We start from the raw sequence: 24,706 nt of genomic DNA, 5'->3' as shown, positions 1-24,706 counted from the left end.
AGTGTGCCGGTTTGGCGACGAAACGCAAGCGGGTGTCGGTGGCGTTACCGTAACGGGGTGGGGAACACGCACCTTACAGGAAAGCCTCACGCCTTCTCCAGCAGCCCCTCGTCCTTGATCCGCTTCTGCCACAGCATCGGCGCGTTGACGTGGACATTCTGGCCTTCGCTGTCGACCGCGACGGTGACGGGGAAGTCCTGGACCTCGAACTCGTAGATCGCCTCCATGCCGAGGTCGGCGAAGCCGACGACCTGGCTGCCCTTGATCGCGCGCGCGACCAGATAGGCCGCGCCGCCGACTGCCATCATATAGGCGCTCTTGTGCTTGGCGATCGCCTGCGTCGCGGCGGGGCCGCGTTCGGCCTTGCCGACGCAGGCGAGCAGGCCTTGATCGAGCATCATGTCCATGAACTTGTCCATGCGCGTCGCGGTCGTCGGGCCCGCGGGGCCGACGATCTCTTCGCCGACCGGGTCGACCGGGCCGACATAATAGATGACGCGGCCTTTGAACTCGACGGGGAGCTGTTCGCCCTTGGCGAGCATGTCGGCGATGCGTTTGTGCGCGGCGTCGCGGCCGGTGAGCATCTTGCCGTTGAGCAAAAGCCGGTCGCCCTGCTTCCAGCTGGCGACGGCTTCGGGGGTGAGATTGTCGAGATCGACGCGGATCGCGGCCTGGTCGGGCGCCCAGTCGATCTGCGGATAATCGGCGAGTTTCGGCGGCTCGAGGAACGCCGGGCCCGAGCCGTCGAGCGTGACATGCGCGTGGCGCGTCGCGGCGCAGTTCGGGATCATCGCGACGGGTTTCGACGCGGCGTGGGTCGGCCAGTCGGCGATCTTGATGTCGAGCACGGTCGCGAGGCCGCCGAGACCCTGCGCCCCGATGCCCAGCGCATTGACCTTTTCATACAGCTCGATGCGCAGCTCTTCGGTCGGGGTCGACGGCCCGCGTGCGAGCAGTTCGGTCATGTCGATCGGGTCCATCAGCGACTGTTTGGCGAGCAGCATCGCTTTCTCCGCGGTGCCGCCGATGCCGATGCCGAGCATGCCCGGCGGGCACCAGCCGGCGCCCATCTGCGGCACCATTTCGAGCACCCAGTCGACGATGCTGTCGCTCGGGTTCATCATCTTGAACTTCGACTTATTCTCGCTGCCGCCGCCCTTCGCCGCGACATCGATCACGACCTTCGCGCCGGGGACCATCTCGACGTTGAGCACCGAGGGGGTGTTGTCCTTGGTGTTCACGCGGCTGAACGCCGGGTCGGCGAGGATCGAGGCGCGCAGCTTGTTTTCGGGGTGGAGATAGGCGCGGCGTACGCCCTCATCGACGACCTGTTGCAGGCTGCGGGGGCTGTCGAGGCGGCAGTCCATGCCCCATTTGATGAAGACGGTGACGATCCCCGTGTCCTGACAGATCGGCCGGTGCCCCTCGGCGCACATGCGGCTGTTCGAGAGGATCTGCGCCATCGCGTCCTTCGCGGCGGGCGACACTTCGCGCTCGTACGCGGCGCCCAGCGCGCGGATATAGTCCATCGGGTGGAAATAGCTGATGTACTGGAGCGCGTCGGCGATGGTTTCGACGAGGTCGTCCTCACGGATGATGACGGTGTTCATGGTGCAGTCTTTCCCCCTTTTGGCAGGATTCGCCGGTCTCCCTAGACCCGGCGGCGCGGGGTGGGAAGGGGTTAGCTTTTGCGGCGGCCGAAGGTCGAAGCTGTGGGCGTAATGACCTGTGGCGCTATCGGTTGCGGCGCCGCGCGGTCGAAATCGACGAGCGGTCGCCCCGGACCAGCGCCCGCCAGCTGCCCGCCACGGCGAGCGCGAGCAGAACGATCCAGCCGCCGGCCGCCGAGGGGAGTAACGCCCATCCGAAGGCGGCGGGGGTGATGATCGCCATCACCGTCGGAATCGCGGCAAGGATCGCGAGCGTCCCGAACAGCGCCCACCAGCGACCCATCTGCGTCGCCGCGGCGCCAATCACGACGTTGGTCGCCGCGAGCAACAGGAATTTGGCCGCGACGGGGTAGGGGAGGCTCGCCATCGCGGGTGAATAATCGCCTGCGGTGAAGGCGGCCTGGATGTCGAAGAGCAACCAGTTTTCATACGCGTCGCACAGCGCCGCCGTGACCGGGAGCGCCGCCGCGGCGAGCAGCGGGCGGAGGCGAAGCTCGCGCCATAGCGCGAAGCAGCCGCAGCCAAGGAAGCCGGCGTAGAGCAGCATATAGAGATAGTCCTGCTCATTGCCCGCGCGCATCGCGGCGAGGCGCCCCACCTGCTGCGGGTCGGTATAAAAGCCAAAGATTGCTTCGAGGTCGGGCTGCCCGCCCGCGAATTCGAGGGCGAGAACGGGGGCGCCATAGCCGGGCGCAATATCATGGCCCGTTTGCGGAAAGACCTGCGTCAGGTGGAGGCCGAACAGCGTGACGGCGATGCCGAACGCCAGCGTCCAATACCATGCGCACGCGGGTGCGGGCGGACGTGTCCGCTGCGTTTCGATCCAGTGCTGGAGCCCCCCGACGGCCAACTAACCGTCCGGTGGAGCGCGGCGGCTCACCCTATTGGCACTCGGCGCATTTGCCGCGCACTTCGATGACGGGGCGTTCGGCGGCGAAGCCCGTCGCTTCGGCCGCGGCGCGGACGCCGCCCGAGAGCTTGTCGTCGTCGACATGCACCGCGCTGCCGCACGTGTCGCAGATCAGGAAGATGCAGTCGTGAAGGCAGCCGGGGTGGCTGTTCGCGACAAAGGCATTCGCGCTTTCGACGCGGCGGACGAGGTTGTTCGCGACGAACAGGTCGAGGATGCGATAGACGCTGTTCGGCGCGACGCGCTTGCCACGTTTCTGCGATACGATGTCGGCGATTTCATAGGCGCTCGCCGGCTTGCCGATTTCGGCGACCGCGTCGAAAATCTCGGCGCGCATATCGGTCCACGCTTCGCCCGCGCCCTCGAGCGCGGCCTGCGCCGCCTTGGCGAGCGAGGCGCCGCTGGCCTCGACGTGCGGATGGTCATGCTTGCCCATTGGCGTTTCCTCATGCGCGGGAAATCCCGCGCTAACTATCGTCGCAATGTAGGCTGTTTACCAGGTCCCCGCAAGCGGCGGACCGGTCCGTTTCGGCTGAGCCGTCAGTGCCGCGCGCGGCGGTTGAGGTCGTGACCCAAGGCAACGACGGCGACACCGATCATCGTCGCCACCACTTCGCTGCCGTCGTGCGGCCGCGACAGCGCGCCCGCCATCATGCCGAGCCCGAAGCTGCCGACCGCGAACGGCATCATGTAACCGTGGCTGAGCACGCCCGAGAGCAGGGTCACGAGCGCGAAGCCGATCGCGATGATCAGCCCGATCTCGTGGAACAGGTGATTGTCGAGAAACACCCCGCCGACCGAGGCGATCGAGGCGAAGAAGATCGTCGTTGCGAGGCAGTGAACAAGGCAGAGGCCCGACAGCCCCATCGCCAGCTGGTCGCCGCTGAGCGAGGTCAGCGGACGCGAATCGCGCGCAGCCCGAACCACCGCGCCGAGGCGCGTCAGGACAGGGGCAGGGCTGGCGACTTGTGTCACCCGATTCTCCAAATAACCATTATGGTCGCCGCGTTATGGCATATCATGACAAAGGTTACAACATCTCATCGGCGAGGCGGGGTTATGCGGTGACGGCGAGCCGATGGGGCGAAAATGGCTGCTCACGCGTTCTGATCCGGCTTTCCTACCCGGCCGGCGAGGCTCCTTATTTACATATTTATCAATCCCGAAGGCTATCGCCGCGGGTCGATTTCGATTCAAAATTTACATTAGCAACAATGTATATTGATATTGACATCGATGTGAACGGGGGTAGCAATAGGCGCAGGAGAAAGCTCCGGCCGGCAAACCGGCACAAGAATATCAGGGGAGAGGAATATGGGTGTTCTTCGGGTCGCGCTCGCGCCGCGCATGGTCAGCCTTGCTGCACTGGGAGGCGCGCTGGCGGGGGCCGCCTTGGTGTCGCCGGCGATGGCGCAGGATGGGGGCGGGAAGCCGCAGGACGTCGCCGAAGCCGACGGCAATATCATCATCGTCACCGCGCAAAAGCGCGAGGAGCGCCTGACCGACGTGCCGATCGCGATTTCGGCCTTCTCGGCCGAGGCGCTCGACAATTACAAGATCGAAGGCGGCTCCGAACTGCTCCGCGCGGTGCCCAACGTCAATTTCTCCAAGAGCAATTTCAGCATGTATAATTTCTCGATCCGCGGGATCGGGACCAAGGCGGTTTCGGCGTCGAGCGACCCGGCGGTCGCGATCAGTTTCAACAACACGCCGCTGATCCGCAACCGGTTGTTCGAGTCGGAATTTTTCGACATGCAGCGGATCGAGGTGCTCCGCGGTCCGCAGGGCACGCTCTATGGCCGCAACGCGACGGGCGGCGTCGTGAACCTTATCTCCGCGCTGCCGGGCCCCGATTTCGGCGGCGAGGTGAAGGGTGAGGTCGGCAGTTTCAACACCACGCGGCTGAGCGGGATGCTCAACGTTCCGGTCACCGACACGCTCGGCATCCGGGTGGCGGGCGCGTGGACGAAGCGCGACGGGTTCGACTACAACACATTCACGCAAAAGCGCGTCAACGGCCGCGATCTCTGGTCGACCCGCGCCACCGTCGAATGGGAGCCGAGCGACCGGTTCCGGGCGAATTTCATCTGGCAGCATTTCGAGGAAAACGACGACCGCTCGCGCACCGGCAAGCAACTCTGCACGACCGATCCGGGGCCGGAGCGCGTCGGCAATATCGCGGTCACCGATCTGGCGGTGCGCGGGCGGATGAGCCAGGGCTGTCTGCCCGGCTCGCTTTACGACGATGCCGCCTATGGCGTCCCCAACGCCCGCAGCCTCGTCTACGCGGTCCTGCCGGCGGAAGGCATCAACATCGGCTTTCTGCCCGGCACGGGCGTCAGGCCGGGGCCTCAGGTGCCCGTAGCGAACGCGAGCGATATTTTTGCCGGCGTGACGCAATCACGTGACCTGCGCGAAATTTCGACCAGCTATGACCCGGTCTTTCGCGCGAAGAATGATATATTCCAGATGAATCTGGAGTTCGAGCCGTCCGACGGACTCAAGCTGGTATCGCAGACCGCCTATGCGCGCGACCGCTATTATTCGACGCAGGACTATAACCGTTTCGTCAGCAACCCGCTGTTCAACAGCTCGACCGCGACGCTGGTGGATAACCGCAACCGCCCGCTCGACACGGTGCGCTATCCCGGGCCGACGCCGGGCGGCGTGTTCTGCGATCCGCAACTGGGCTGTTCGGACCGGATGGTATCGGCGGATCTCAGCCAGTCGCGCAACCGGCAATGGTCGCAGGAACTGCGCCTGCAATCGAGCTTCGACGGTCCGGTCAACTTCAACCTCGGGGCCAACTATCTCGACTTCAAATCGCAAGACAATTATTACGTCTTCAACAACCTGTTCACGCTCCTGGCGGATTGGTATTACAGCAAGGTTCCACCGTCAGGAAACCCCGCCTCGGGGCAGAATGCCTTGCTTCCGTGCGAACTCGGATTCGAAGGGCGCGAATGCGTTTATGTCGATCCCAATCCGATCGATAGCCTGAACAACCAAGGCCATAACTATTTCCTCAGCCAGAATGGCGTGCGGATCAAAAGCAAGGCCGTGTTCGGCGAGCTTTATTGGGATCTCGCCGAGAATCTGAAGCTGACGCTCGGGGCGCGTTACACGCAGGACAAGAAGATATCGACACAGGTCCCAAGCCAATTGCTGCTGGGCGGGGGCATCGACAATCCTTCCGGGCCGAACTTCATCGGCAACGTCACTGGCGGCCGGGTCAACAGCGGTTATCCGGCGCTGCCCGACATCAATCAGAAATGGAGCAAATTCACCGGCCGCGCGGTGATCGACTGGAAGCCGGAGCTGGACTTCACCGACGATACGCTGGTCTATTTTTCCGCTTCGCGCGGCTACAAGGGCGGCGGCACCAACCCGCCGCGGGTCGATTTCAATCCCGCCGTGGTGCAATATCAATTTCTGCCGCAAACCTTCCGGCCCGAATATGTCAACGCGCTGGAGATCGGCACCAAGAACAGTTTTGCCGGCGGCAAATTCACGCTGAACGCCACCGCATTCTATTATGACTATAAAGATTACCAGATTTCGCAGATCGTCGATCGCATCGCCTATAATGAAAATTTCAATGCGACCAGCATGGGGCTGGAGTTCGAGGCGGCGTGGCGACCCTCGCGCGCGTTCCGCGTCGATGCCAATCTCGGTATTCTGAAGACCCGGTTGAAGGACGGTTCGCAGTCGATCGACGTCATGAACCGGACCCAGGGCGACGACGACTGGGTTGTGCTGCGTCCCTGGATCCAGGTGCCGTCGAACTGCATCGCCCCGCGCGCACTGGTGGAGAAAGTCCTGACGGGGAACGCCGGGCTGCGTCGGATTGCGCTGTCCGCGCTTTGCCCGGGATCGAACCGTCTGGGCACATTCAATCCGGCTTTTCCCGGCGGGGTCAATTTCTCCGCGCTTTACGGTTTCACCTATAACCCGCTGGCGCCCTATAACCCCGATACGGTCGGGCTGAATATCGCGCAGGGCGGCAGCGGCGCGCCCAATGGCGGCCGCGGCTTCTTCGCCGATCTCTCGGGCAACGAGCTGCCCAATTCGCCGCGGCTGACCTTCAACATCGGCGCGCAATATACGGTGTTCGTCGACGGAGGCGATTGGGAACTCACCTTCCGCGGCGACTATTACCGCCAGTCGAAAAGCTTCGCCCGAATTTACAACACCGAATATGACCGGTTGAAGGCATGGGACAATGTCAACCTGGCGGTGACGCTGGCGCGCCCCGACTCCGACCTCAGCTTCCAGCTTTACGTGAAGAATCTGTTCGACGACGCGCCGATCACGGACTTCTTCACCAACAGCGACGACACCGGCCTGACCACCAATGTCTTCACGCTCGACCCGCGCATCATCGGGTTCAGCGCGACGGTTAAATTCTAGGGCAAAGGAGGGCACCAAAAGATCGAGGTGTCTGCAGGCGAACGGGTTGCCGCAAAGGCCATCATGATGGGTGGCTGGAGCGGGAACTCGTCGCTGATCGTTAAAATTATAGTAATAAAAACAATATTTTAGAATCATCAATTGACATTGATGTCAAATTTTATATCCTGACCTGGCTATGCATGAGTCGCAGAAGCAAATTGGACAGTTGATCCCGATTAACTTTACCAAGAAGGAGAGGAATAATGAAAAAAGTCATCGCACTGATGATGGGCAGCGTGGCCATGTTCACGGCCCAGGCTGCGAACGCGACCACCTATTCGCCGACCGGCGCTTGGTCGTTCAGCGGCACCGTTGACGTGAACAAGGGCATCGCCCTGACCTGCACCCTCGACCTCGACGCCACGACGACCTCCAGCACCGCCACCGCCACGCCTGCGCTGTCGGGCGGGGCTTTTGGCCTGTGCGGAACGATCGGATTTACCGGCGCGCCCTATAACGTCAGCTACAACAGCTCGACGAGCACGCTCACCATCGAGGACGTCTATGTCAACACCATCACCTCGGGCGATTGTGCCGGCGACATCAGCGGCACCTGGGACGAAGTGAACAACACGATAACGATCGATGCGGTGCTTCCCGCCGTCTCGGGCGGCGGCGATTGCACCATCGCCGGAACGATCTCCCTGACCTCGCCCGGCGACGTTTCGATTACCTGATACTCCTCCTGGTCATCGCCTGTGACATGGCGGTGCCAGCTCCCACCTGGCGGGCGCACGGATTCGTGCGCCCGACTTTTTCATGCGATGGCCAGGGAAGGGGATGGACATCGCCCGCACGCCGATGCCAACAGGAAAGGCCCGTTCGTTGCAGGTTGGCCCTATCGCCCGATGAAGCCGCTTTGTTTTGCAACGATACTCCCCGCGCTGGCGCTGATGGCGCCGCATCACGCGCAGGCGCAGGCGGCACCGGACGATGCGGCGGCCGATGAAACCGCTCTCGCTCTCCAACCCTCGCCTGACAATGCTCCCGCCACGGACGAGATCGTCGTTACCGCCCCGCGCTATGGCGAAGCCCTCATCTTGCCCGAAACCGAATTCAATGAGGACGAGATCGGCGCATATGGTTCCGACAGCATAGGCGAGCTTATACGGAATATCACGCCGCTGATCGACGGGTCGGGCGACGAGCCCATCATCCTCGTCAACGGCGAGCCGATCGGCGGCACGTCGGAAATCGGCGTCTATCCGCCCGAAGTGCTCGCCCGGCTCGCCATCCTGCCGCCCGAAGCCGCCGCGCGCTATGGCTATCCGCCGGGCCGGCGGGTCGTGAACCTGGTGCTCAAGAAGAATTTCTCCAACTGGCAGGCCGAGGCGGGTAAGACAATCGCGACCGCCGGCGGACGCCGCAGCGACCGCGCCTCGCTGGGCCGCTTCGTGATCGCCGGACCGACCCGCTGGAACGCGCAGCTCCAATATTCGCGCGACAGCGCCCTGCTCAAGAGCGAGCGGACCATCGCGCCGCGCACGGGCCCTGTCGCCCCCGATGGGTATGTCGTCGGCGCGGGCGGGGGAGAGATCGACCCGGCATTGAGCGCGCTTGCGGGAGAAGCGGTTACCAGCGCCGCGATCCCGCCGGGAGCCGCATTGCAGCCGCCGACGTTGGGCGATTTCGCGGCAACGGCGAATAAAGTCGGGCTGGAGGACCCAAACCGCCATGAGACATTGCTGGCGCCCGGGCGCTTCATCGCGTTCAGCGCGGGCGTCACCCGGCCTTTGGGCAAATTCTCCGGTTCGCTCAACGTCAACGCCAGTTCCAACCGGAGCACCGGCCTTTACGGCATTCCGATGGCGTCGCTCATCCTCCCGGCGGGCAGCCCCTGGTCCCCGTTCGCCGACGACGTCACGCTCATCCGCAGCTTTGCCGGCGTGCGTGCGCTGCGCAGCGAACAGGATTCGAAAACGCTGGGCGCGTCGCTGCTGCTGTCGGGGGCGATCGGTGACTGGCGGGCCAGTCTTGCCGCCAATTATTCGCGCAGCTGGACCGACAATTTGCTCGAGCGGGGCATCGACGGCGTGGCGATCCAGCAGATGATCGATGCCCGCGACCCTGCGTTCAACCCCTATCGCCCGCTCCCCGACACGGTGCTGGTGTCGGAGCGCAATCGCGGGCGCAGCGAGAGCATGAGCGCACGCGTCAATGTCGCGAAACCGATCCTGAAGCTGCCGGCGGGGCCGGTGACGACCGCGATCACCCTCGGCGCCAACCGCAGCCGGTCGGCGAACCAGCGGATCGATGGCTTGGGCGAATTGCTGGCGCGGACGGCGCGCGGGCGCGGCCAGCTCTCCGGGCAGCTGTCGTTCGGCATTCCGCTGGCGAGCCGGAGCGCGGATGTCCTCCAGCCGCTCGGCGACCTTTCCGCCGACCTGTCGATCGGCAGCGAGAAGACGAGCCGGACGCGGGTGCAAAGCAGCATCGACGGTGGGCTGAACTGGACGCCCTTTCCGTTCCTCCAGCTGCGCGGGTCCTATGGCTATGAGGAAATAGTTCCTTCCTTCGACCAGCTGCACGCCCCGCGCGTCGCCACCATCACCCGCATCTATGACCTGGTGCGCGAGGAAGTCGCCGAGCCGGTGTTCGTCACCGGCGGCAACCCAGGGCTGGGGCAAGGCAGCCGCCGGTCGCTGTCGATCAGCGGTCTGCTGCGGCCGCTGGGCGATCAGCGGCTGACGCTCAGCATCGGCTATCGCAGCGAGGTCGCGCGCGGCGGGGCCACGGGGTTTCCCGCGTTGACGCCCGCGATCGAGGCGCTTTTTCCCGAGCGTATCACCCGCGACGCGGCGGGGCGGCTGGTCGGCGTGGACGCCCGCGCGGTCGCCATCCAGCGCGACTCCAGCGCCCGTGTCACCACCGGACTGGTCGTGCGGCTACCCGGGCGGGTCATTGCTGCGGGGGGCAGGGCGGCGGTGCGCAAACCGGGCAATCCGCTGCAGCTCAGCTTCTCGCTCAGCCACCGCTGGCAGTTGAGGAACGAGCTCCTGATCCGCCGCGGCGCACCGGTGATCGACTATCTCGGACCCGATGGCGGGCAATCGCGGCACAGCGCCTCGTTCCAGTTCGTCGCGGCCAAGCGCGGCGTCGGCGTCGAACTTTCGGGGAACTGGACCGGTCCCGCGCGCATCCGCGGCCCCGTTTTGTCGGGTGAGCGGCGCGACTATCGTTATGCGCCAACGGCGTTGTTCGACCTGTCGGCGTTCATCGAGCCGGAAAAGATATGGGCGCGCGCCAAAAATGCGGGGTGGCTGAGCGACCTGAAATTGTCGATCGACGTCCAGAACCTGCTGAATGGCTACCGCCGCGTAACCTTCGCCGACGGCAGCATACCCGACGGCTACGGTCGCAGCGAAATCGACCCGCTCGGGAGAACCTTGCGCGTGGCCGTCCGGAAACGATTCTAGCGGTCGCCAAGCCCTGCTCAGGGAATAGCCGGCGGGATGCCCGACGGGATCAGGAACAGCGGCAGGATACGCGCGATCAGGTCGCGCATCGCATCGTCCTTCTGGTCGAGCATGTCGCGGACATAGGGGCCGATCACCGCATCGCCGAACGCGGCCACCGCCATCATCAACACCGCCGAACGGACGCGCTCGGGCGCGGCCTCGTCCTTCGACTGGCCGACGATCGCCTCGACCAGCGAGCGCACCGCCTCGCGCACGGGTTCGAGATGCGCGACATCGCCCGACAGGATGATCCACGCCGCGAGCGGCCCGGCGCCGCCCTTGTCGAACGCGTCGAACACGCGGTCGGCGACCGCGCGCGGGGCCGCTGCATCGGTCTTCAGCATATCGACGACATGATCGAGCGCGACGGTCAGGTCGTTGATCATCGAGCCCATCAGCGCCGATTGCAGGCTGGCGGCCGATCCGAAGTGGTGAAGGACGTTGGCGTGCGACATGCCGATTTCGTCGCCGATATTGGCGAGCGTCACCGCCGCCGGCCCGCCTTTGAGCAGCAACCCCCGTGCCGCCGCCAGGCCTTCCTCGCGAACTTCGGCGCCCAGTCGCTTGCGCCGTTTCACGCGCGGTGGCGCTTGCTTGTACATCGTCATTATCCCTTCCCCGGCCCCATCCCACTGGCGCCGTTCCCCATGGGCTTTAGCGCAAAGCACGCAATAGTCATAATCCGTCTGCGCGCCGGCGCACCGATCGGCAATGCCGGGTGAATCCTTTGCAAATGGGTGCTTGCATCACCAGTGTCTTCGCAATATATACATTGATGTCAATGTAATTTGAGTCGCCATGAGGTATATCATGACCCAATCGCTCCTTACGCCGCAGGACCTGAAGATCGAAAAGCGCGACCTGAAGTTCGGGCGCGAGACGCCGCCGCCGCGCTGGTGGCACAGCGGCGACCCCGGGCGCACCGCCTTTTTCAACGCCTTGTCCTCGACTTTCCCGGTGGGGGAGAAATTCTTCATGACCGCGGTGCGCCATTATCGCGACGGGGCGCCCCAGCCGCTGCGCGGCCAGATCGACGATTTCCTCTATCAGGAATCGATGCATTCGCGCGAACATGTCGTGTTCAACCGGCAGGCGGAGGACGTCGGCTATGACATCGCGCCGCTCGAGGACCGGGCGCGCCGGACGATCGCGTGGGTCAAGCGGCGGTCGCCTATCCAGCAGCTGGCGGCGACCTGCGCGCTCGAACATTTCACCGCGACGCTCGCGCACGATGCGCTCGCCGATCCTGAGCATCTTGCCGGCGCGACCGACGAGGCCAAGCGATTGTGGCAATGGCATGCGATGGAAGAGATCGAGCATAAGGCGGTGGCGTTCGACACCTATTTGCACGCGACGCGCGACATGACGCCCTTCCGGCGCTGGCTCAAGCGCAGCCTCGTCATGTGCCTGACGACGGTCCGTTTCCACTATGTGATTTTCCGCAACACCGCCGACCTGCTGCGCCAGGATGGGCGCAACGATTTCGCGACCTGGCGGGCGCTGCTTTCCTATCTCTATGGCCGGCCCGGTACGCTTCGCTTGCTGCTGCTCGGCGTGTTCACCTATATGCGTCCCGGCTTCCATCCGTGGGAGATCGACGACCGGGCCTTGCTGACAAAGGCGCTCGCGGCGCTCGAGGCAACCGAACCGAAAAGGACCGCGGCATGAACAGGCTGGCTCTCACCCTTGCCATCGCCGGGCTGGCCGCGGTGCCGGCCGCGGCATCCGCCGCCGACATCACCGGCATCTGGGCGACGGGCAGCGAAGGCGGCCGCGTCGAAATTTATCGCTGCGGCGCGGCGCTATGCGGCCGGGTCGTCGACGCCGCGCGGCTGCGCGGCAACCCCGACCTGCGCGACGTCCGCAATTCGGACACCAAGCTGCGCCAGCGCCGGATCAAGGGGCTGGTGGTGCTCAAGGGTTTCACCGGTGGGCCCGCCGAATGGAAGGGCGGACCGGTCTATGATCCCGAAACGGGCGACGGTGCATCACGCGGCTACCTGAAGCTGCTCGCGAACGGCAAACTGGAACTGAAGGGCTGCGTCACCCTCTTTTGCCGCACGAAGGTCTGGACACGGACCGCCGGCCGGGCGGGCGTCGACTAGGCTCAATCCTGGAGCGGCCGCGCTTCTTCCTCGGCGCGCAGCGCCTTGCGGTCGAGCTTGCCGATCATCGTCTTGGGCAGGTTCAGCCGCACCTCGACCGCCTTCACCTGCTCATGCTTGCCAAGCTGGGGGTTGAGCCACGCGGCAAGCGCTTCGCCGCTGACCTGGAACCCATCCTCGAGCGTGACGAACGCTTTCGGCGCCTCGCCGCGATAGGCGTCAGGAACGCCGAGCACGATCGCTTCCTTCACTGCGGGATGTTCGTGGAGATGCGCCTCGATCACGCTCGGGTAAACCTTGAAGCCGCCAACCGCGATCATGTCCTTCAGCCGGTCGACGATACGGATATAGCCGTCGGCCTCGATCGTCGCGACGTCGCCGGTGCGCAGCCAGCCGTCGTCGGTGAAACTGTCCGTGTCGGCCTCGGGCCGGTTCCAATAGCCCTGCATGATCTGCGGCCCCTTGACCGCGAGTTCTCCGGGCTCGCCGACGGGGGCGTCGCGCGACGGGTCCTCCTTGTCGAGCAGCCTTATGTGCGTCGCGGGGAGCGGCTGGCCGATCGTGCCGGGCTTGACCGGGCCCTCATAGGGGTTGGTCGCCACGACGCCTGAGCTTTCGGTCAGGCCATAGCCCTCGACCAGCGACGCCCCCGTCGCGGCGACGAATTTCTCGCGCAGCTCGGCGGGCATCGGCGCGCCGCCCGAAATGCAGATGCGCAGCGAAGAGAAATCGGTCTTGGCGAGATCGGGATGATCGAGCAGCGCCTGATACATCGTCGGCACGCCGGGAAGCGCGGTCGTCCGGGTCCGCGTGATCGCCTCCAGCGCCTGCTTCGCGTCGAAGCGCGGCAGCATCGTGATCGTGCCGCCATTGAGGATCGTGCGATTGAGGACGCAGGTGTTCGCGAAGACATGGAAGAAGGGAAGCACGCCGAGGATGCGGTCCTCGGCATCATGATCGGGGTCGATCGCATTCACCTGCCGCGCGTTGGCGGTCAGATTCTGGTGCGTCAGCATCGCGCCCTTCGGGGTTCCCGTGGTGCCGCCGGTATATTGGATCAGCGCGATGTCCTTCTCGGCGTCGATCGGGGCGGGCTCGGGCTTGCCATCATTGTCGGTGAGCGCCGAGAAACGGATGATGCGCGGGTCGGCGGGCAGCGCCGCGACCTCCTGCCGCCTGAACAGGCGGTAGAGGACCGACTTGGCGGCGGGCAGCCCGCCCGCGACCGACCCGACGACCAGCCGTTTGAGGCTCGATCCGTCGAGCACCTTCAATGCGGTCGGGAGCAGTGCCGCAGCGCTGACGGTGAACAGCGTCTCGGTGCCCGAATCCTCGACCTGTGCCTCGAGTTCGGCGACGGTATAGAGCGGCGAGAAATTGACCACCGTCGCGCCCGCGGCGAGCGCGCCATAATAGGCCGCGACATAATGCGGCACGTTGGGAAGGAAGAGGCCGACACGGCTGCCCTTGCCGACGCCCTGCTGTTGCAACCCGCGGGCGACGCGCGCAGCGCCCCGCGCGACTTCGGCATAGCTGAATTGCCGGCCCAGAAAATCGAGCATCGCCGCGTCGCCGCGCCGGGCGACGCTGGCGGCGAGCATATCGGGCAGCGACAGCGGCGCAAAATGTTGGTCCCAGGCCGTTGGGTGACGATAATCGGTCGACCAGGAAAAGAGGCTATCCATCGGGCGCAAAAGTCCTTTCGACGTGCATGGGCTTTCCTGACACTAGGGTCAGTAAGCCGACATCGCAACCGGGCCGCGCTTGCGGCGCGTCGCCGCCCCCGCTAGGCAGCGCATATCTTTCTCGCCAGGGGTTTTTGCCATGTTGCAGCTGTCATCGCGGTTCGCCGTGCCGCTCGTCCTTCTCGCCTGTGCCGCTGCCGCACCGGCCGCCGCCAAGGACAAGGGCCCGCCGGTCCGCCCCGCACAGATCCAGGAGCTCTATGCCTGCCGCGACATCGCCGACCCGGCGGCGCGCCTCGCCTGTTTCGACCGCGAAGTTGGCGAATTGTCGACCGCCGACCAGGCGCGCGAGATCACCTTCACCGACCGCGAAACCGCAAAAAAGGCGCGCCGCGGACTGTTCGGCTTTTCCTTCCCCAAGCTGGGCGGGATTTTCGGCGGCGACGAGGACGAGATCAAGGAAATCGAAACCACGCTCCGCTCGGCGAGCATCGACCGCTCGGGCAAATATACGCTGGTCATGGAAGATGATGCGGTGTGGGTGCAGATCGACACGACCAAGCTGCCGCGCCAGCCCAAGCCGGGCCAGAAGGTGAAGATCAAGGTCGCGACGATGGGCAGCTATTTCGCGACCATCGACGGCGGCCGCTCGATCCGCATCAAGCGCGACCGCTAATCGCGCCGCGCGATCGCGCTGAGGGACGAAGCCGCGATGGGGGATGAGGTCGCGATACCCATACCGGGTCCGGGCGCGCTGCCCTTTGTCCTGCTCGACGACGCGCGCGCCGACGGTGCGGCGCGCGCGCGGCTGTTCCGCGATCCGGTCGACATCGTGACGGCACAGAGCGCGGCCGAGATCCCCGCCCTACTCGATGCGCTGCAGGCAGCGCAGGCGCGCGGCCTCTATGCGGCGGGCTGTCTGGCCTATGAGGCGGGGAAGGGGCTTGCTCCCGCGTGGCGCGGCGCGGTCGAGATGCCGGGTGCCGCGGAGGACGGCGCGGCGCCGCTCGGCTGGTTTGCGCTGTTCGACCGGGTCGAGCGTATCGACGCCGATGCCGTCCCGGGCCTGCTTCCCGATCCGGCATCGGCGTGGGTCGGCGCGGTGACCCCGCGCGTATCGCGTGCGGACTATCTGACGGCCGTCGACAAGGTGCTGGGGCTGATCCGCGCCGGCGACATCTATCAGGCGAATTTCACCTTTCGCGCCGACGTGCCGGTGCTCGGCAATCCGCTCGCGGTTCATGCGCGGCTGCGGCGGACGGCGCGCGCGGGTTATGGCGGCGTGATCTGGACCGGCGAACAGGCCATCGTCTCGCACTCACCCGAACTCTTCTTCGCGCTGCGCGATGGACAGGTGATGGCGCGGCCGATGAAGGGCACCGCGGCACGGCTCGCCGATGCCGAGGCCGATTTCGCGGCGGTGCGCGAACTCGCCGAAGACCCCAAGCAGCGCGCCGAAAATCTGATGATCGTCGATCTGATCCGCAACGATTTGTCGCGCGTCGCGGTGCCGGGCTCGGTCGCGGTGCCCGACCTGTTTCGCGTCGAAAGCTTTCCGACGATCCACCAGCTCGTCTCCGACGTCAGCGCGCGCCTGCCCGAGGGCGCGGGCGCGGTCGATGTGCTGCGCGCTGCCTTTCCCTGCGGCTCGATCACCGGCGCGCCCAAGGTGCGCGCGATGGAAATCATCGACGAGCTGGAGGATGGGACGCGCGGGATTTATACCGGCTCGATCGGTTTCATCGAGCCGGGGGGCGATGCGGCGTTCAACGTCGCGATCCGGACTTTGGTCTTTCCGCAAAGCCGCTTGCGGGACGGCCCGCGTTGCGCCACGCTGGGCTTGGGTTCTGGAATTGTCGCCGACAGCCAGCCGGCTGAGGAATGGCGCGAATGTCTGGCCAAGGGGGAATTTGTGGGCGCAGCGGGGGAAAGTTTCGATCTCATCGAAACCATGTTCTTCGATCCCGTAGAGGGCGTGCAGCGGCTCGAGGGCCATCTGGCACGGATGAAGGCGAGCGCCGCGGCGCTGGGCTTTTCCTTCGACCGGCATGGCGCGCGCAATGTCCTGCAATCGGCGACCTTCCGCCTGCGCAGCGCCGCGCGGGTCCGGATGCGGCTCGCGCCTTCGGGGGCGCTGGCGGTCGAGGTTTCGCCGTTGCCGCGACTTGCCGAGCTGCCGGTTCCGGTCGCGGTGCGGTCCGCGCCGATGGCCGCCGACGATTTTCGCCTGACGCACAAGACCAGCCTGCGCGCCGACTATGACGCCGCGCGGCAGGAGAGCGGCGCGGCCGAGGTCGTCTTTGTCGACGAACCCGGCTTTGTCACCGAAGGCAGCTGGAGCAACATCTTCGTCGAGCGCGACGGCCAGTTGCTCACCCCGCCATTGGCGCTGGGGCTGCTCCCCGGCGTGTTGCGCGCCGAACTGATCGACAAGGGACGCGCGATCGAATCGCACCTGCGGCTCGCCGATCTGGGCGACGGCTTTTTTATCGGCAATAGCTTGCGCGGGCTGGTCCCCGCGCGGCTGGTCGACGCCCGGTAAATCGTCATCCCGGCGAAGGCCGGGATCTCAAGGGTGCGTCACGATCGAACGGCGAGATCCCGGCCTTCGCCGGGATGACGGGATTAGGGGGCTGCGTTGTCGCTGCATTCGTAAATTGTCTACCACATCCCTTGCCTAATCGCTTGTGAGGCGATAGGCGCGGCCGCGCGCAATTTTCTGCCAATATATTCGCCGCCCGCCCTCTCGCAAGGACGCTATCCCATGTCGACTTTCAAGCCGCATATCTCTGCCGCGCTCAAGCGCATCCAGCCCTCGGCAACGCTCGCGATGACCGCGCGCGTGTCGGCGCTGAAAGCGGCGGGTGTCGATGTGATCGGTCTGAGCGCCGGCGAGCCCGATTTCGACACCCCCGATTTCGTCAAGGAAGCGGCGATCGAGGCGATCCGCAATGGGCAAACCAAATATACTCTGGTCGACGGCACCGTCGCGCTGAAAGAGGCGATCCGCGGTAAGTTCCGCCGCGACAACGGCCTCGACTTCGGGCTCGACCAGATCAGCGTCAACGTCGGCGGCAAGCACACCTTGTTCAACGCGCTCGTCGCGACCGTGGACAAAGGCGACGAGGTGATCATCCCCGCGCCCTATTGGGTGAGCTATCCCGACATCGTCGCCTTCGCGGGCGGCACGCCGGTGATCATCGAGGGCACCGCCGCGCAGAATTACAAGATCACCCCCGCCCAGCTCGACGCCGCGATCACCGCGAAGACGCGCTGGGTGATGTTCAACTCGCCGTCGAACCCGTCGGGCGCCGCCTATTCGGGCGAGGAACTCGACGCGCTCGGCGAAGTCATCCGCCGCCATCCGCATGTGATGGTGATGACCGACGATATGTACGAGCATGTGTGGTACGCCGACTTCGCCTTCACGACGCTGGCGCAGCGCTGCCCCGACCTGATCGATCGCATCCTGACCGTGAACGGCTGTTCGAAAGCCTATGCGATGACCGGCTGGCGGATCGGCTATGCCGGCGGTCCGGCGTGGATCATCAAGGCGATGGGCAAGCTGCAGTCGCAGTCGACGTCGAACCCCTGTTCGATCGCGCAGGCCGCCGCGGCCGCCGCGCTCGGCGGGCCGCAGCAGTTTCTCGACGACCGCAACGCAGCGTTCAGGAAGCGCCGCGACATGGTCGTCGCGATGCTCAACGACGCGCCGGGCCTCAACTGTCCGACCCCCGACGGCGCCTTCTATGTCTATCCCGACGCCAGCGGCTGCATGGGCAAGAAGACCCCCGACGGAAAGCTGGTCGACAGCGACGAAGCGCTGATCGACTATTTCCTCGATACGGCCAAGGTCGCGGCGGTGCACGGCGGTGCCTTCGGCCTGTCGCCCGCGTTCCGCGTCTCTTACGCGACGTCGGAAGCGGTGCTGAAGGAAGCCTGCGTGCGCATCCAGCAGGCATGCGCGGGGCTGTCCTGATCAGGTTGAACCGTTTGTCCTGAGGAGGGGCCGAGCTTGTCGAAGCCCCGTCTCGAAGGACCCGACGTGGCGGTCCTTCGAGACGCCATTTCGACAAGCTCAATGACTCCTCAGGACGAACGGAAGTTTGCTTCCTCTTCTGTTGCACGAAGAATTTGCGCGTGCATAGGAATTCTATACCGACCGGTCTTGTAATACTGGCGACTTGTCCTATTTGAACCTGAACGGCGGTTAACCGCCCGGTTCACCGGATAGTAAGCCATCCTGACTAGGGTGACGGACATCACTGCACGGCTGGTCGGGGCGCTCCATATCGTCGGTGGTACCAAAGTGGTCTCGGCCACGAATCGACAAGATATGACAAGAGGCTTATATGATCACCATGCTCCGCTCCGACTGGTTCCTCTCCATGCTGGCTGGCTTCGCGATTGGCGCGACGTACATCGTCCTCAATCAGCCGGCGCTGCCGATCCCGGCGTGACGGCATCGCGTCGCACCCTTGTCGGCCGCGTCGTTGCGACGCTGGTCGCGGGCGCGATCGTTGCGCAATGCGCGCCGGCGCAGGCCGAAAGCGTCATCAAACTTCCTGCTGCTGCCGTCGATCCCGCGGTGAATGCGAAGCGCGCGACCGCGGTTCTGGCGGGCGGCTGCTTCTGGGGCGTCGAGGGCGTCTTTTCCAATGTGAAGGGCGTGATCTCGGTCGAATCGGGTTATCATGGTGGCAGCGCCGCGACCGCCAAATATGAGCGGACCCACGACGGCAAATCGGGTCATGCCGAGGCGGTGCGCATCGTCTATGACCCCGGTCAGGTCAGCTATGGCACATTGTTGCGTGTCCTTTTTTCGGTCATCGCCGATCCGACGCTCAAGAATCGCCAGGGCCCCGACACCGGCCCGCAATATCGCGCCGCGATCGTCCCGCTCGACGCGACGCAGCGGCAGGTCGCGACCGCCTATCTGGCGCAAATCGCCAAGGGCAAATATTTCGCCAAGCCCCTCGTCGTGCCGGTCGAAACCTACAAGACCTTCTATCGCGCCGAGCCCGGGCACCAGGATTTCATGCGGCGCAATCCGAAGAACAGCTATATCGCCTATTGGGATGCGCCCAAGCTGGCGGCGCTGAAGCGGCTGTTCCCGGACCTCGTTCGCGCCACCCCCGCCCCCTGATAATCGCGCGGGTTCCGCCGCTCATCGCGCCGCAGGAATCATTCGTCGCAAATCGCTGGCCCGCCCTGCGCGCCTGCGAGACGACGGGGCCTGACCGAAGGGGTCGGAGATAATGATAAAAGTCGCGAGTGCGGGGTTTGAATGACGTTTAAATTTTCGGGCAGGCCGCTCCTCGCCATGACGATGAGCGCGGCGGTGCTCGCGGGCTGCGTCAGCAGCGCCGCGATCGTGCCGCAACCGCGCACGCCGCCGCCCGCGGCGACACGCGGACCGGCGGGATCGGTCACCGTGCCGATCGGCCAGCCGGTGCGTTCGGCCATGCCGCGCCCCGTCGGCCCGATCGACCCCGGTTTTCGCCGCGCGCCCGCCGGCCTGACCGATCGCATCTACGTCCTTTGGCGCGCCTTCCCCGGCAAGACCGGCATCGCGGTGCAGCGCATCGACGGCGAATGGGCGATCGCCCAGCGCGGGACCGACCTGTTCCCGCAGCAGAGCGTGTCGAAACTGTGGGTCACGCTGTCGGTGCTCGACGCGGTCGATCAGGGCCGGATGAGCATGGACCAGCGCGTCCGCATCGGTCCCGAGGATTTGACGCTGTTCCACCAGCCGCTCGCGGCGCGCGTGCGCGCCGAAGGATCGGTGACGATGAGCGTCCGCGACCTCATCGAAACCGCGATCACCCACAGCGATAACACCGCGAACGACAGCCTGCTGCGCACCGTCGGCGGCCCCAATGCGGTGCGTGCCTTCATCGCCAAAAAGGACCTCGGCTCGATCCGCTTCGGTCCCGGCGAGCGGCTGTTGCAGGCGGGGACCGCGGGGCTGAGCTGGCAGCAAAGCTATTCGGTCGGGCGCAATTTCGAGACCGCGCGCGCCGCGCTGTCGCCCGCGACGCGCCGCACCGCGATGGACAATTATCTCGCCAACCCGGTCGACGGCGCGAGCCCCGCGGCGATCGCCAGCGCGCTGACACGGCTGGCGCGCGGCACCTTGCTGTCGCCCGAATCGACCGAATATCTGCAAGGCGTGCTGAGCCGGACAAAGAGCGGGCCGCGGCGGCTCAAGGCCGGGCTGCCGCCGGGTTGGCAATTCATGCACAAGACCGGTACCGGCCAGAATCTGGGCGGCATGACCGCGGGCTATAACGACATCGGCATCGCCACCGCGCCCGACGGCACCCGCTATGCGATCGTCGTGATGATGGGCAGCACGACCTCGGGCATTCCCGCGCGCATGGCGTTAATGCAGGCGGTATCGTCCGCCGTCGCCGAATATCACGGGCGCTGAGCATTTTCGTCCGTTTGTCCTGAAGAGGAGCTGAGCGAAGTCGAAGGGACCCGTCTCGAAGGACCCCGGCGTGTGCCAGCGTCCTTCGAGACGCCATTTCGACAAGCTCAATGGCTCCTCAGGACAAACGGACTTGGGGTTCATGGCCGTTTTCACTATAGGCCCAGTCGATGAAACGATTTCTACTGCTTCCCATGCTGCTGTCGCTCGCACTCGCCGGATGCGCCACCCCCGAGACGCGGCTGCGCACGGGCCTCAACAACGCCGGCCTGTCGAAAGCGATGTCGGCGTGCATGGCCGAACGCATGGTCGACCGGCTGTCGCTGCTCCAGCTTCGCCGCCTCTCGGCGCTCGGCAGTCTCAAGGACAAGCGCGTCACCGACCTCTCGCTCGACCATTTTTTTCACAAGGTCCGTGCGCTCAAGGATCCCGAGATCCTGACGGTGTCGACCAGCTCGGCGGCGCTCTGCGCGCTGCGCTAAACGCTTAGTCGCCGGGAAAGCGCACGACGAGGTTGGGCGGCGGAAAGCTGCCCTGCACCGTTTCGGAGCGGTCGGTGGGCGGCCATGTCTCGCCGCGGAAAAAGCTGTCTATCGTCGCATATTGCCCCAGGCGCGTGAGCGAGGTGACGACATAGGGCAGGCCCTCGGCGCCAAGGATCGATGGGCGGTCGGCGAGGTGGAAATGCAGGTGCGGGGCACTGGCCTGTCCGGTGAAGCCAAGAAAGCCGACGACCTGCCCAGTCTTCACGCGATCGCCCACCGCGACCGGCGCGCCCTGCTTCAGATGTTCGTAGGTCGCGATACGGCCGCCGCCGATGTCGAGCATGACGAAATTGCCGCTGGCATCGGCGATCGACGGGTTTGTGCGGCCCGACCGCGTCGCGGGGTCGGGAACATTGTCACGCACCGCAACGATCGTGCCGTCGGCGACCGCGAGCACCTCGGCGCCAAAGCCATAATGGTTTGCCGGAATGTTGGCGTCGCCTGATGATAATTTTCCGCTCGTGTCGACCTTCATCCAGTCGATCGCGAAGCGGCCGGGCAGGGTGGCCGACCCTTCGGTGGCATAAAAGACCCGGCGATGGCCGCGTTCCATGCCGGGATTGTAGACCGCGACCCAGGGGCCGCCGCGCAGCGGTGGCGACAGGCGGGGGAGGGCGGCGGTATCGATCTTCGCGAGTCCGCCCGTCACCGTGAAGATCGCGCCGGTGCCATCGGGGGCGACTTCGCTCAATCTCAGGTCGTGCGTGATCAGCCCGCGGACGAGACCGGCGGGCGTCGGCGCGTTGATATAGAGGACCGCCCGGCGCCCCGGGGCGATCGTGCGCGCGTCGGTCGCGTCCTTGGGTCCGACGATCGCGATCACGGCGGCCAGTTCGTCACCGGCATAGGTCTTGACCGGCGTGCCGCGCCCGTCCGCCTTGACGATCAATTCGTCGAGCCGAAGCGGCCGGCTGGAAAAATTCGTCAGATGGATTTCATAAACAAGCTGGTCGCTTTCGCCGATGCGGACGACATTTGGTGCCCGGGCGACTTCGACGTCGAGCGCCTGCTGCGCGAGCGCCTCGCTCGAACCGGAGAACGCCAGCAACGCCAAAATCGCCATCCTTATCTGCACCTTGCGCTCCCTCGTTCGACCACGCATCCCGGCGGGACTATCAGGGAAAGTTTCAGGCGTCACTATCAGGGGCGGGCGGCACCGGTCCGGCCGGCCGCACCGGCCCCGCCAGGGGTAGAATTGCCGCCGAACTTGTGCTTAGGCGGCGCCGATCCTCTCCCTTCCAGAGTCGAAAGGCCCGGCAGACCTCATGAACATCCACGAATATCAGGCGAAAGAACTGCTCGCAAAATTTGGCGTCGCTGTCCCCAAGGGCATTGCCGCGATGAGCGTCGAGGAAGCCGTCGCGGCGGCGAAGCAGCTGCCTGGGCCGCTCTATGTCGTGAAGTCGCAGATCCACGCCGGCGGCCGCGGCAAGGGCAAGTTCAAGGAACTGGCCCCCGACGCAAAGGGCGGTGTCCGCCTCGCCAAGACGATCGAGGAAGTCGAAGCGCATGCGAAAGACATGCTCGGCAACACGCTGGTGACGATCCAGACCGGCGACGCCGGCAAGCAGGTCAATCGCCTCTACATCACCGACGGCGCCGACATTAAGCAGGAATTCTACCTCGCTTTGCTCGTCGACCGCGGGTCGAGCCGCATCGCGGTCGTCGCCTCGACCGAAGGCGGCATGGACATCGAAACCGTCGCGCACGACACGCCCGAAAAGATCCACACAATCGTCATCGATCCCGCGACGGGCCTCCAGCCGCACCACGGCCGCAGCGTCGCCGCCGCGCTCGGCCTGTCGGGCGACCTCGCCAAGCAGGCGGCCAAGGTTCTCGCCGGCTTGTACGCCGCGTTCCTCGGCACCGATGCCGAACAGATCGAAATCAACCCGCTCGCCGTCTGCGAAGGCGCAAATGGCGATGAACTGCTCGTGCTCGACGCCAAGGTCGCATTCGACGGCAATGCGATGTTCCGCCACAAGGATCTCGCCGAGCTGCGCGACCTGACCGAGGAAGACCCGGCCGAGGTCGAAGCGTCGGAATATGACCTCGCCTACATCAAGCTCGACGGCAACATCGGCTGCATGGTCAATGGTGCGGGCCTCGCGATGGCGACGATGGACATCATCAAGCTGAACGGCGAATTCCCCGCCAACTTCCTCGACGTCGGCGGCGGCGCGAGCAAGGAAAAGGTCACCGCGGCGTTCAAGATCATCCTCAAGGACCCCGCCGTGAAGGGCATCCTCGTCAACATCTTCGGCGGCATCATGAAGTGCGACATCATCGCCGACGGCATCGTCGCCGCGGCGAAGGAAGTGAATCTTTCGGTCCCGCTCGTCGTCCGCCTCGAAGGCACGAACGTCCAGGAGGGCAAGGACATCCTCGCCAATTCGGGCCTGCCGATCGTGGCGGCAAACGATCTGGGCGATGCGGCAAAGAAAATCGTCGCCGAGGTGAACAAGGCGGCGTGATAATCCAACCCTCCCGCGCATCGCGAGGGAGGAGGTGGGACTGCTAGTTGACGTTTACGTAAACGCCAATTATGGCGCAGTGCACAATTTGCTGAGAGGAGCTTTAAAGCCCATGAAAATCCTCGTCCCCGTCAAGCGGGTGCTCGATTACAACGTGAAGCCGCGGGTCAAATCCGACGGCACCGGCGTTGACCTGGCCAATGTGAAAATGTCGATGAACCCGTTCGACGAGATCGGTGTCGAAGAAGCGATTCGCCTGAAGGAAAAGGGCGTCGCGACCGAGATCATCGCGGTTTCCGTCGGCCCGGCCAAGGCGCAGGAAACGCTGCGCACGGCGCTCGCGATGGGCGCTGACCGTGCGATCCTCGTGCAGACCGACGATGCGGTCGAGCCGCTCGCGCTCGCGAAGATCTTCAAGGCGATCGCCGACGCCGAACAGCCGGGTCTCGTGATCCTTGGCAAGCAGGCGATCGACGACGACAACAACCAGACCGGCCAGATGCTCGCTGCACTGACCGGCTGGGCGCAGGGCACCTTTGCCAGCGCGGTCAACGTCGATGGCGACAGCGTCAACGTGACCCGCGAAGTCGACGGCGGTCTCGAGACGGTGAAGCTGAAGCTTCCCGCGATCGTCACCACCGACCTTCGCCTCAACGAGCCGCGCTACGCTTCGCTGCCGAACATCATGAAGGCGAAGTCGAAGCCGCTCGATACCAAGACCCCCGCCGACTATGGCGTCGACACCGCCCCGCGCGTCAAGACGGTCAAGGTTTCGGAACCGCCCGTCCGCTCGGCTGGCGTCAAGGTCGCCGATGTCGATGAACTGGTTGCCAAGCTGAAAGCGCTGGGAGTGCACTCATGAAAACTCTGGTTTGGGTCGAACATGACGGCAAGGCCGTCAAGGACGCGACGCTCGCGGTGGTCACCGCCGCGTCGAAGCTCGGCGAAGTCCATCTGCTCGTCGCCGGTTCGGG

General features: G+C 65.0%; 20 protein-coding genes and 1 pseudogene. 14 read left to right on the top strand and 7 right to left on the bottom strand.

What is annotated here, in order from left to right; genetic code table 11:
• Positions 1-86: 86 nt before the first annotated feature.
• The 4 genes from V6M50_RS20050 to V6M50_RS20035 form a co-directional block, all read right to left on the bottom strand.
• Positions 87-1,610, bottom strand: a complete 1,524-nt coding sequence (locus V6M50_RS20050) for a fumarate hydratase (protein ID WP_332820351.1) — start codon at positions 1,608-1,610, stop codon at positions 87-89.
• Positions 1,611-1,734: 124 nt separating this feature from the next.
• Positions 1,735-2,520: a hypothetical protein gene (locus tag V6M50_RS20045; protein WP_332820350.1), complete on the bottom strand. Its 786-nt coding sequence runs from the start codon at positions 2,518-2,520 to the stop codon at positions 1,735-1,737.
• 31 nt (positions 2,521-2,551) lie between these two features.
• Positions 2,552-3,016, bottom strand: coding sequence for a Fur family transcriptional regulator (locus tag V6M50_RS20040; protein ID WP_332820349.1), 465 nt, complete (start codon positions 3,014-3,016; stop codon positions 2,552-2,554).
• A gap of 104 nt (positions 3,017-3,120) precedes the next feature.
• Positions 3,121-3,555 (bottom strand): MerC domain-containing protein, encoded by a 435-nt coding sequence (locus V6M50_RS20035; protein ID WP_332820348.1) that lies wholly within the window; start codon positions 3,553-3,555, stop codon positions 3,121-3,123.
• Between the two features lie 339 nt (positions 3,556-3,894).
• Here V6M50_RS20035 and V6M50_RS20030 point away from each other — a divergent pair, with 339 nt between their 5' ends.
• From V6M50_RS20030 to V6M50_RS20020, 3 genes are all read left to right on the top strand, one after another.
• Positions 3,895-6,990 (top strand): TonB-dependent receptor, encoded by a 3,096-nt coding sequence (locus V6M50_RS20030; RefSeq protein WP_332820347.1) that lies wholly within the window; start codon positions 3,895-3,897, stop codon positions 6,988-6,990.
• A 245-nt stretch (positions 6,991-7,235) separates the two neighbouring features.
• Positions 7,236-7,709, top strand: coding sequence for a hypothetical protein (locus V6M50_RS20025; RefSeq protein WP_332820346.1), 474 nt, complete (start codon positions 7,236-7,238; stop codon positions 7,707-7,709).
• 171 nt (positions 7,710-7,880) lie between these two features.
• Positions 7,881-10,448 (top strand): hypothetical protein, encoded by a 2,568-nt coding sequence (locus tag V6M50_RS20020; protein WP_332820345.1) that lies wholly within the window; start codon positions 7,881-7,883, stop codon positions 10,446-10,448.
• A 17-nt stretch (positions 10,449-10,465) separates the two neighbouring features.
• On the opposite strand, the gene V6M50_RS20015 is transcribed toward V6M50_RS20020, so the two are convergent.
• Entirely contained in the window at positions 10,466-11,092 is a 627-nt protein-coding gene (locus V6M50_RS20015) for a TetR/AcrR family transcriptional regulator (protein WP_332820344.1), read from the bottom strand.
• Between the two features lie 208 nt (positions 11,093-11,300).
• Here V6M50_RS20015 and V6M50_RS20010 point away from each other — a divergent pair, with 208 nt between their 5' ends.
• Positions 11,301-12,158 carry a metal-dependent hydrolase gene (locus V6M50_RS20010; RefSeq protein ID WP_332820343.1) on the top strand — a complete coding sequence of 286 codons (858 nt, stop codon included), beginning with the start codon at positions 11,301-11,303 and terminating at the stop codon, positions 12,156-12,158.
• Positions 12,155-12,595, top strand: a complete 441-nt coding sequence (locus V6M50_RS20005; RefSeq protein ID WP_332820342.1) for a DUF2147 domain-containing protein — start codon at positions 12,155-12,157, stop codon at positions 12,593-12,595. Before V6M50_RS20010 ends, V6M50_RS20005 begins: the two co-directional genes overlap by 4 nt.
• A gap of 2 nt (positions 12,596-12,597) precedes the next feature.
• Here V6M50_RS20005 and V6M50_RS20000 read toward each other — a convergent pair whose 3' ends face one another.
• Positions 12,598-14,280 carry a long-chain-fatty-acid--CoA ligase gene (locus tag V6M50_RS20000; RefSeq protein WP_332820341.1) on the bottom strand — a complete coding sequence of 561 codons (1,683 nt, stop codon included), beginning with the start codon at positions 14,278-14,280 and terminating at the stop codon, positions 12,598-12,600.
• A gap of 139 nt (positions 14,281-14,419) precedes the next feature.
• Here V6M50_RS20000 and V6M50_RS19995 point away from each other — a divergent pair, with 139 nt between their 5' ends.
• The 6 genes from V6M50_RS19995 (at position 14,420) to V6M50_RS19970 (ending at position 21,195) form a co-directional block, all read left to right on the top strand.
• Positions 14,420-14,956: a hypothetical protein gene (locus V6M50_RS19995; protein ID WP_332820340.1), complete on the top strand. Its 537-nt coding sequence runs from the start codon at positions 14,420-14,422 to the stop codon at positions 14,954-14,956.
• A gap of 36 nt (positions 14,957-14,992) precedes the next feature.
• Positions 14,993-16,822 carry an aminodeoxychorismate synthase component I gene (gene pabB, locus V6M50_RS19990; protein WP_332820339.1) on the top strand — a complete coding sequence of 610 codons (1,830 nt, stop codon included), beginning with the start codon at positions 14,993-14,995 and terminating at the stop codon, positions 16,820-16,822.
• Positions 16,823-17,044: 222 nt separating this feature from the next.
• Positions 17,045-18,259 carry a pyridoxal phosphate-dependent aminotransferase gene (locus V6M50_RS19985; RefSeq protein ID WP_332820338.1) on the top strand — a complete coding sequence of 405 codons (1,215 nt, stop codon included), beginning with the start codon at positions 17,045-17,047 and terminating at the stop codon, positions 18,257-18,259.
• A gap of 477 nt (positions 18,260-18,736) precedes the next feature.
• Positions 18,737-19,426 (top strand): peptide-methionine (S)-S-oxide reductase MsrA, encoded by a 690-nt coding sequence (gene msrA, locus V6M50_RS19980; protein WP_332820337.1) that lies wholly within the window; start codon positions 18,737-18,739, stop codon positions 19,424-19,426.
• Between the two features lie 141 nt (positions 19,427-19,567).
• On the top strand, positions 19,568-20,713 hold the full coding sequence (locus V6M50_RS19975) for a serine hydrolase (RefSeq protein WP_332820336.1): 1,146 nt from the start codon (positions 19,568-19,570) through the stop codon (positions 20,711-20,713).
• A 170-nt stretch (positions 20,714-20,883) separates the two neighbouring features.
• A complete protein-coding gene (locus tag V6M50_RS19970; protein WP_332820335.1) occupies positions 20,884-21,195 on the top strand; it encodes a hypothetical protein in 312 nt (103 codons plus the stop codon).
• A 4-nt stretch (positions 21,196-21,199) separates the two neighbouring features.
• Here V6M50_RS19970 and V6M50_RS19965 read toward each other — a convergent pair whose 3' ends face one another.
• The gene (locus V6M50_RS19965; RefSeq protein WP_332820334.1) at positions 21,200-22,312 is read right to left on the bottom strand and encodes a M23 family metallopeptidase; all 1,113 of its coding nucleotides are present in this window, start codon (positions 22,310-22,312) and stop codon (positions 21,200-21,202) included.
• A gap of 211 nt (positions 22,313-22,523) precedes the next feature.
• Here V6M50_RS19965 and sucC point away from each other — a divergent pair, with 211 nt between their 5' ends.
• The 3 genes and pseudogenes from sucC to V6M50_RS19950 form a co-directional block, all read left to right on the top strand.
• A complete protein-coding gene (gene sucC / locus V6M50_RS19960) occupies positions 22,524-23,732 on the top strand; it encodes an ADP-forming succinate--CoA ligase subunit beta (RefSeq protein WP_332820333.1) in 1,209 nt (402 codons plus the stop codon).
• A gap of 112 nt (positions 23,733-23,844) precedes the next feature.
• Positions 23,845-24,594 (top strand): electron transfer flavoprotein subunit beta/FixA family protein, encoded by a 750-nt coding sequence (locus V6M50_RS19955; RefSeq protein WP_332820332.1) that lies wholly within the window; start codon positions 23,845-23,847, stop codon positions 24,592-24,594.
• Positions 24,591-24,706, top strand: a pseudogene (locus V6M50_RS19950) (electron transfer flavoprotein subunit alpha/FixB family protein); the annotation flags it as partial. The gene V6M50_RS19955 and the pseudogene V6M50_RS19950, both read left to right, overlap by 4 nt.

It is taken from the genome of Sphingopyxis sp. (assembly GCF_036675685.1).
Taxonomy (GTDB): Bacteria; Pseudomonadota; Alphaproteobacteria; order Sphingomonadales; family Sphingomonadaceae; genus Sphingopyxis.
Note: the sequence above shows the minus strand (reverse complement) of the source record. Positions and strands in the feature narration are given on the sequence as shown.